Here is a 6,232-nt window from a genome sequence, read left to right as displayed (position 1 = left end):
ACCACCAGCGCGGCACTACCAGGCGGGTTAGGGCGTAGGCCGTGGCGCGGGGGGGCCCCGACCCGCCCCGGCCCCGTCCCGGCCGCCCGGCCCCCGCCCCGGCGGCCCCGGAAGGGGCGGTGCGCGCAAGGGGTCGGTGCGCGACGGGGGCGCCGGGGTCAGTGCGCGATGACCGGCACCTTCACCTCGCCGTCGGCCCCCTCGCCGGAGCCGGCGACCGCGCCGGTGTCCGGCTTCCCGGTCGTGATCATCACGGCCGCGATGGCCGCAGAGACCACCAGGATGCCGACCGCCCACCAGATCGCGGCGGTGTAGCCCTCGACCATGCCCTGGAGCTGGAGCAGCTGCTGGGCGGCCGGGGTGGTCGCGCCGGCCGCGTGGTCGGTGAGGTACGCGGTCGTCGCGGAGGCGGCGATCGTGTTCAGCAGGGCCGTACCGATGGCGCCGCCGACCTGCTGCGAGGTGTTGACCATCGCGGAGGCCACACCGGCGTCCTTCGGCTCCACGCCGTGCGTGGCGAGCGACATGGCCGGCATGAAGGCGGTGCCCATGCCGAGGCCGAGCAGCAGCTGCGCGGGCAGGATCAGACCGGCGTACGAGGTGCCGACCTCCAGCTGCGTCAGGAGCAGCATGCCGATGGCGGCGGTCAGGAAGCCGGGAGCCATGAGCAGCCGCGGCGGGACCCGGGTCATCAGCCGCGTACCGATCTGGGTCGAGCCGATGATCATGCCCGCGATCATGGGCAGGAACGCGAAGCCCGTCATGACCGGCGAGTAGCCCTTCACGACCTGGAGGTAGTAGGTCAGGAAGAGGAAGAGGCCGAACATCGCGATGACGGCGAGGCCGAGCGACAGGTAGACACCGCCGCGGTTGCGCTCGGTGAGGACGCGCAGCGGCAGCAGCGGGTTCTTGACCTTGGCCTCGACGAGGACGAAGGCGCCGAGCAGCACCACCGAGCTCACGAACATGCCGATCGTGCCGGCGTCGCTCCAGCCCTCGGACTCGGCGCGGGTGAAGCCGTAGACGAGCGCGACCAGGCCCAGCGTCGAGAGGATCACGCCGGGGATGTCGAGCGCGGAGCGGTTGCGGCCGCCGGCCGGCTCGCGGATCACCAGGTAGGCGCCGACGGCGGCGACGATGGCGAACGGGATGTTGACGAAGAAGGTCCAGCGCCAGTTCAGGTACTCGGTGAGGAAGCCGCCGAGGATCAGGCCCACGGCGCCGCCGCCACCGGCGATCGCGCCGTAGATGCCGAACGCCTTGGCGCGCTCCTTGGCGTCGGTGAAGGTCACCGCGAGCAGCGAGAGCGCGGCGGGCGCGAGCAGCGCGCCGAAGGCGCCCTGGAGCGCGCGGGCCCCGAGCATCATGGCCTCGCCGGTCGCCGCGCCGCCGAGGGCGGAGGCGGCGGCGAAGCCGATCAGACCGACGACGAAGGTGCGCTTGCGGCCCCAGAGGTCGGCGATGCGGCCGCCGAAGAGCAGGAGACCGCCGAAGGCGAGGGCGTAGGCGGTGATGACCCACTGCCGGTTGCCGTCCGATATGCCGAGGTCCTGCTGGGCGGAGGGGAGGGCGATGTTCACGATGGTCGCGTCGAGCACGACCATCAGCTGGGCGAGGGCGATGAAGACGAGGGCCTTCCAGCGACCGGGGTCGGGCTGGACGGCGGCCGTCGACCGTGCGGTCTCGGCGGTTCCGGGCATGGGGGTAGCCACCTCTTGGTGCGAAAGCGAAGAAAAAGGAAGTTCTGCAGGTCTGTGAGCCCGTACGCCGCCGGGGAGGGCCGGCGAGGGGTCAGGGGCGGAGGGCCGCCGTCACGCGTCGCGTCTCAGGTCCTCCAGGGTCACGGCCGAGCCCGGCAGCACGGAGCGGGCGGGCGCCTCCAGGCCGTCGAGGAAGAGCTGGAGATGACGGTGGACGAAGGGCGCGAAGGCGGCGCAGCCGGTGCCGGGCAGCGGCCGGGTGAGCTGGGAGATGCCGACCAGCAGGTCGCCGGCGCCCACGTCCGGGCGGAGCCGGCCCGCCGCGTGCGCCAGACCGAGCAGCGCCTCGACGGACTCCTCCAGGCGGTCCCGCTCGGCGACGAGGTCCGGATGGTCGTGGTCGAAGCCCGCGTCGAGCATCGGGCAGAGCGCGCCCACCCGCTCGTCGGCGGCGCCGTGCACGAAGCCCCGGACCGCCTCGAAGGCGTCCGCCTCGCCGCTGACGACCGACGCGGCGCCCCGCTCGGCGAGCTCGGCGACCCGGGCGGTCAGGGAGAGGACGACCTCGCGGACGAGGTCGGCGCGCTCGGGGAAGTTCCGGTAGAGCGTGGCGTTGCCGACGCCGGCCCGGCGGGCGATCTCGTCGTAGGGGACGAGGGGGCCGAACTCCACGAACATCTCGCGGGCCGCCGTCACCAGCCGCTCGCGGTTCCGCAGGGCGTCGGCGCGCGGCCGGGGCACGCGCCGCACCGGCGCGGCGTCCGCCGCGTCCGGCCCGCCGGCGCGGACCACGCCACTCACCTCGGGTGCGCCACTCACGCCAGGACCTCCTCAGCCTTTCGGAGCCATCCGGGGAAACAGTCCCCACTTCGTCGGACTCTCTCCTAAACGGGGAAGGAATCCCCGGATATTTCGGCTCGCGATGTGACCTGGCTCACACCGCACTCCCCGTCGCCGGATACCCACGATCGGTCCACCCGGCGCGCGCCCCCGCACCGCTCCGCACAGGCTGATCGCACGGCACCACGCCGCTGACCTGGCCCCGACCGGAGAGGCGACCGCATGCAGCACACCCGCCGGCGGATACGCAGACCGGTCGCCCTCGCGGCGACCACGGCCCTTCTGCTCACCGTGCTCGTCTCGGCGAGCACCACGCTCCCCGGGCCCGCCCCGGCCTCGGCCGGCCCGGTGGCCGCCGCGCCGGACACCACCCGGCTCGGACCGTGCCGCATCGCCACCTCCATGGGCGTGCAGATGTCGGAAGGACTGCCGACCGCCCCCGGGTACGCCCGCTCCACCGGCCGGATCCGGGCCCTCACGCTCATGGTCGACTTCCCCGACGCGCGCGGCGAGGGCACCGCCATGGCCCGCTTCCGCGAGTTCTTCCCGCAGACCTCCGACTGGTTCCGCGTCAGCTCCTACGGCCGGCTCCAGTACCAGGCCGAGACCCCGATACCCGACTGGCTGCGGATGCCACGACCGTTCTCCTCGTACGGCATCGAGCGCGGCGCCCCCTACGAACCGGGCTACCGCTCCTTCGTCGAGGACATCGTGAAGGCGTCCGACGCGAAGGTCGACTTCAGCGCCTACGACCTGGTCAACGTCCTGGTCACGCCGAACGCCGGCCCCTCCGCCCTGGACACCGTCCTGTCCGTGACCTTCTCCGGCAACGACGACGCGCCCTACGCCGACGGCGTCCCGCTCGCCAACACGTCCTTCGTCTACAGCCGCCAGGACGACGGCTCCGGCAGCTACCCGCAGACCGGCTACCGCGTCCTCCCCCACGAGAACGGGCACGTCTTCGGCCTCCCCGACCTCTACACCGCCGACGGCGGCGGCACGGTCGGCCACTGGGACATCATGTCCGAGGACTGGGGGGCCAACAACGACCTCCTCGGCTGGCACAAGTGGAAGCTCGGCTGGCTCGACAACGACCAGATCCGCTGCGCCTCCGCCACCGGCACCAGCGAGCACCTGCTCACCCCGCTGGCCGTCGCCGGCGGCCCCAAACTCGTCTTCGTCCCGCTCTCCGACACCACCGGATACGCCGTCGAGGTCCGCACCCGCGAGGGCAACGACGAGGCCGTCTGCGAACCGGGCGTCCTCGTCTACCGCGTCGAGTCCGACGTCGACACCGGCCACGGCCCGGTGACGGTCTCCGACAGCGACCACGCCAGCGGCGGCTGCACCCGCCGCCCCAACGTCCACGCGGAACTCTCCGACGCCCCCTACCGCCCGGGCGAGACCTTCACGGACCGCACCCACGGCATCCGGATAGGCGTGGTCGACGAGAGCGCGGACGGCACCTTCCGGGTCCGGGTGAGCAGGGGCTGAGGAGGCCCGGCCCCCCTCCACCGGCCCCCTCACCGGCCCCCTCACCGACCCCCCTCACCGGCCCCCGGGAGCCACCAGCCCCCGCAGCGCGCCCTTGAGCAGCTTCCCGGCCCGGTTCCGCGGCAGCTCCTCCGTCCGTACGAGGACGTGGGCGGGCACCTTGAAGGCGGCGAGGCGCGCGGCGACGTGCGCCCGCAGCGCCTCCACGTCGGCCGCGGCGCCCGGCCGGAGCCGTACGACGGCCCCGACCTCCTCGCCGAGCAGCGGATGCGGCACCCCGACGACGGCGGCCTCCAGCACGTCGGGATGGGCCTGCAGCGCCTGCTCGACCTCCACGCAGTACACGTTCTCGCCGCCCCGGATCACCAGGTCGGTGAGCCGGTCGACGATCGTGACCCGCCCCTCGCCGTCCACCCGGGCGAGGTCACCGGTCCGGAACCAGCCACCGGGCGCGAAGGCCGCCCGGGTGGCGGCCTCGTTCCGCCAGTACCCGCGGAAGAGCGACTGCCCGCGCAGCCACAGCTCGCCGACCCCGTCCTCGCCGGCCCCCTCGATCCGCACCTCGGTGGCGGGCGACGGCCGCCCCACGCTGCCCGGATGGGCCCGGTACTCGGCCCCGACGTTGGCGAGGACGCCACCGCAGGTCTCGGTGAGCCCGTACCCGTTCCGGGGATCGATCCGCTCCCCGTACCCCGCGGCGAGCCCACCGGTGACCCCCGGCGGCGCCGCCGCCCCGCCCGTGCTCAGCAGCACCAGCGACTCCAGCGGATCCCCGCTCTCCCGGGCGAGCGCGAGCAGCTGAAGGGCGGTGGTGGGCACCCCCGCATAATGCGTGACCCGGTGCTCCCGGATCAGCTCCAGCGCCCGGGCGGGATCCCACTTCCGCATCATGACGAGCGTCCCGCCGCCCGCCATCACGGCGTACAGCGAGGTGAAGGCGGCCACGTGGAAGAAGGGGAACGTCGTCAGCGACACGACCGGCGCCCCACCCCCCGGCCGCTCCCCGCGCGCGAGCGCCGCGGCCGCGGCGAAGTACCGCGGATGCATGGCGGCGCCGGCCTGCGCGAGCTGCGTGGCGACGGCCCCCTTGGGCCGCCCGGTGGTCCCCGACGTGTAGAAGACCGTGGCGTCGTCCTCCCCGAGCACCTCGACGTCCGGCGGCCCGAGCAGCGGATCGTCATCGGCCTCGTACGCGACGAACCCGTCCTCCGCCTCCCCCCGGAACACGATCCCCGGCACCCCGGCCCGCCGCGCCCAGGCCCGCACCCGAGGCACCCGCTCCCCGTCGACGAGCAACAGCCCCGGCTCGCAGTCCCCCAACACGTAAGCGAACTCCTCCTCCGTCCACCAGGCGTTCAAGGGCACGGCGACGAGCCCGGCGAGCTGAACCGCCCAGAAGGCGACCTGCCACTCGGGCAGGTTCCGCATGGCGACGACGACCCGGTCCCCCCGCCGCAGCCCGTACTCCCCCACCAACCGCCGCGCCAGCCCGCAGGCGGCGTCGAAGAACTCCCGGTACGTGACCGTCCCCCCGTCGTCGACGAGGAAGACCCGGTCCCCGAACCCCCACACGACCTCGACGAACTCCCGCAAGGTCCGGGGCCCCCGCACATACACCCCGTCCCGCACCTCGAACGGCCCCCCACCCCCGACAAGCCGCCCCAGGTCCCCGCTCAACCCCACCACTCCTCCTCCGACCGACCCCCAGTCTGACCCACGACCCCACCCCCCAACCCCCCATCCGCTAGGCTGTCCCCGGCCCCGCCTCCGTAGCTCAGGGGATAGAGCACCGCTCTCCTAAAGCGGGTGTCGCAGGTTCGAATCCTGCCGGGGGCACCATGGCGGAAGGACCCCCACCGGTTTCGGTGGGGGTCCTTCGCTTTGCGCGGGGGCGGGGGTCAGGCGACGACGACGTTGTGGGCCGGGGTGATGGTGGGCTGGGCGTCGGCGTAGCCGAGGTCGGCGAGGATGGGGGCGAAGGTCTTGGCGTGGGATTCGAGGGCTTCCGGGCTCTCCCAGACCTCGGTCACGCGGAAGCCGCCGTCCACCGGGCCTGCCACGTGGGAGATGAGGCCCGGGTTCGACACGTCCTCGAAGCGGGTGAAGCCCTGGCCGGCGGTGACGCGGTGGATGACCGTGTCGTAGAGGTCGGGGCCGGCGCCGGGGAAGTCGAAGGTGACGATGATGGCCATCTGGGG

Annotated in this window: 5 protein-coding genes and 1 tRNA gene; 2 read left to right on the top strand and 4 right to left on the bottom strand. The window is 73.6% G+C overall.

All coding sequences use genetic code 11. The features are described from left to right. Positions 1-158: 158 nt before the first annotated feature. Both ACFW1I_RS09630 and ACFW1I_RS09625 read right to left on the bottom strand, forming a co-directional pair. Positions 159-1,700, bottom strand: a complete 1,542-nt coding sequence (locus tag ACFW1I_RS09630) for an MFS transporter (RefSeq protein ID WP_384668020.1) — start codon at positions 1,698-1,700, stop codon at positions 159-161. A 111-nt stretch (positions 1,701-1,811) separates the two neighbouring features. Next, the gene (locus ACFW1I_RS09625; RefSeq protein WP_384668112.1) at positions 1,812-2,492 is read right to left on the bottom strand and encodes a TetR/AcrR family transcriptional regulator; all 681 of its coding nucleotides are present in this window, start codon (positions 2,490-2,492) and stop codon (positions 1,812-1,814) included. 270 nt (positions 2,493-2,762) lie between these two features. Between ACFW1I_RS09625 and ACFW1I_RS09620 the strand changes: the two genes are divergently transcribed. Further along, complete coding sequence (locus tag ACFW1I_RS09620; protein ID WP_384668017.1) at positions 2,763-4,034, top strand: M6 family metalloprotease domain-containing protein; 1,272 nt, start codon at positions 2,763-2,765, stop codon at positions 4,032-4,034. Between the two features lie 54 nt (positions 4,035-4,088). On the opposite strand, the gene ACFW1I_RS09615 is transcribed toward ACFW1I_RS09620, so the two are convergent. After that, positions 4,089-5,720 (bottom strand): class I adenylate-forming enzyme family protein, encoded by a 1,632-nt coding sequence (locus ACFW1I_RS09615; RefSeq protein WP_384668014.1) that lies wholly within the window; start codon positions 5,718-5,720, stop codon positions 4,089-4,091. Positions 5,721-5,797: 77 nt separating this feature from the next. On the opposite strand from ACFW1I_RS09615, the gene ACFW1I_RS09610 reads away from it, so the two are divergent. Further along, positions 5,798-5,873, top strand: a tRNA-Arg gene (locus ACFW1I_RS09610). A 59-nt stretch (positions 5,874-5,932) separates the two neighbouring features. On the opposite strand, the gene ACFW1I_RS09605 is transcribed toward ACFW1I_RS09610, so the two are convergent. Then, positions 5,933-6,226 carry a hypothetical protein gene (locus ACFW1I_RS09605; RefSeq protein ID WP_384668012.1) on the bottom strand — a complete coding sequence of 98 codons (294 nt, stop codon included), beginning with the start codon at positions 6,224-6,226 and terminating at the stop codon, positions 5,933-5,935. Positions 6,227-6,232 lie beyond the last annotated feature (6 nt).

Origin of the sequence: Streptomyces sp. NPDC058955 (assembly GCF_042741435.1) — a bacterium.
Classification (GTDB): domain Bacteria; phylum Actinomycetota; class Actinomycetes; order Streptomycetales; family Streptomycetaceae; genus Streptomyces.
The sequence above is the reverse complement of the archived record's forward strand: the minus strand, read 5'-3'. Positions and strand labels throughout refer to the sequence as shown.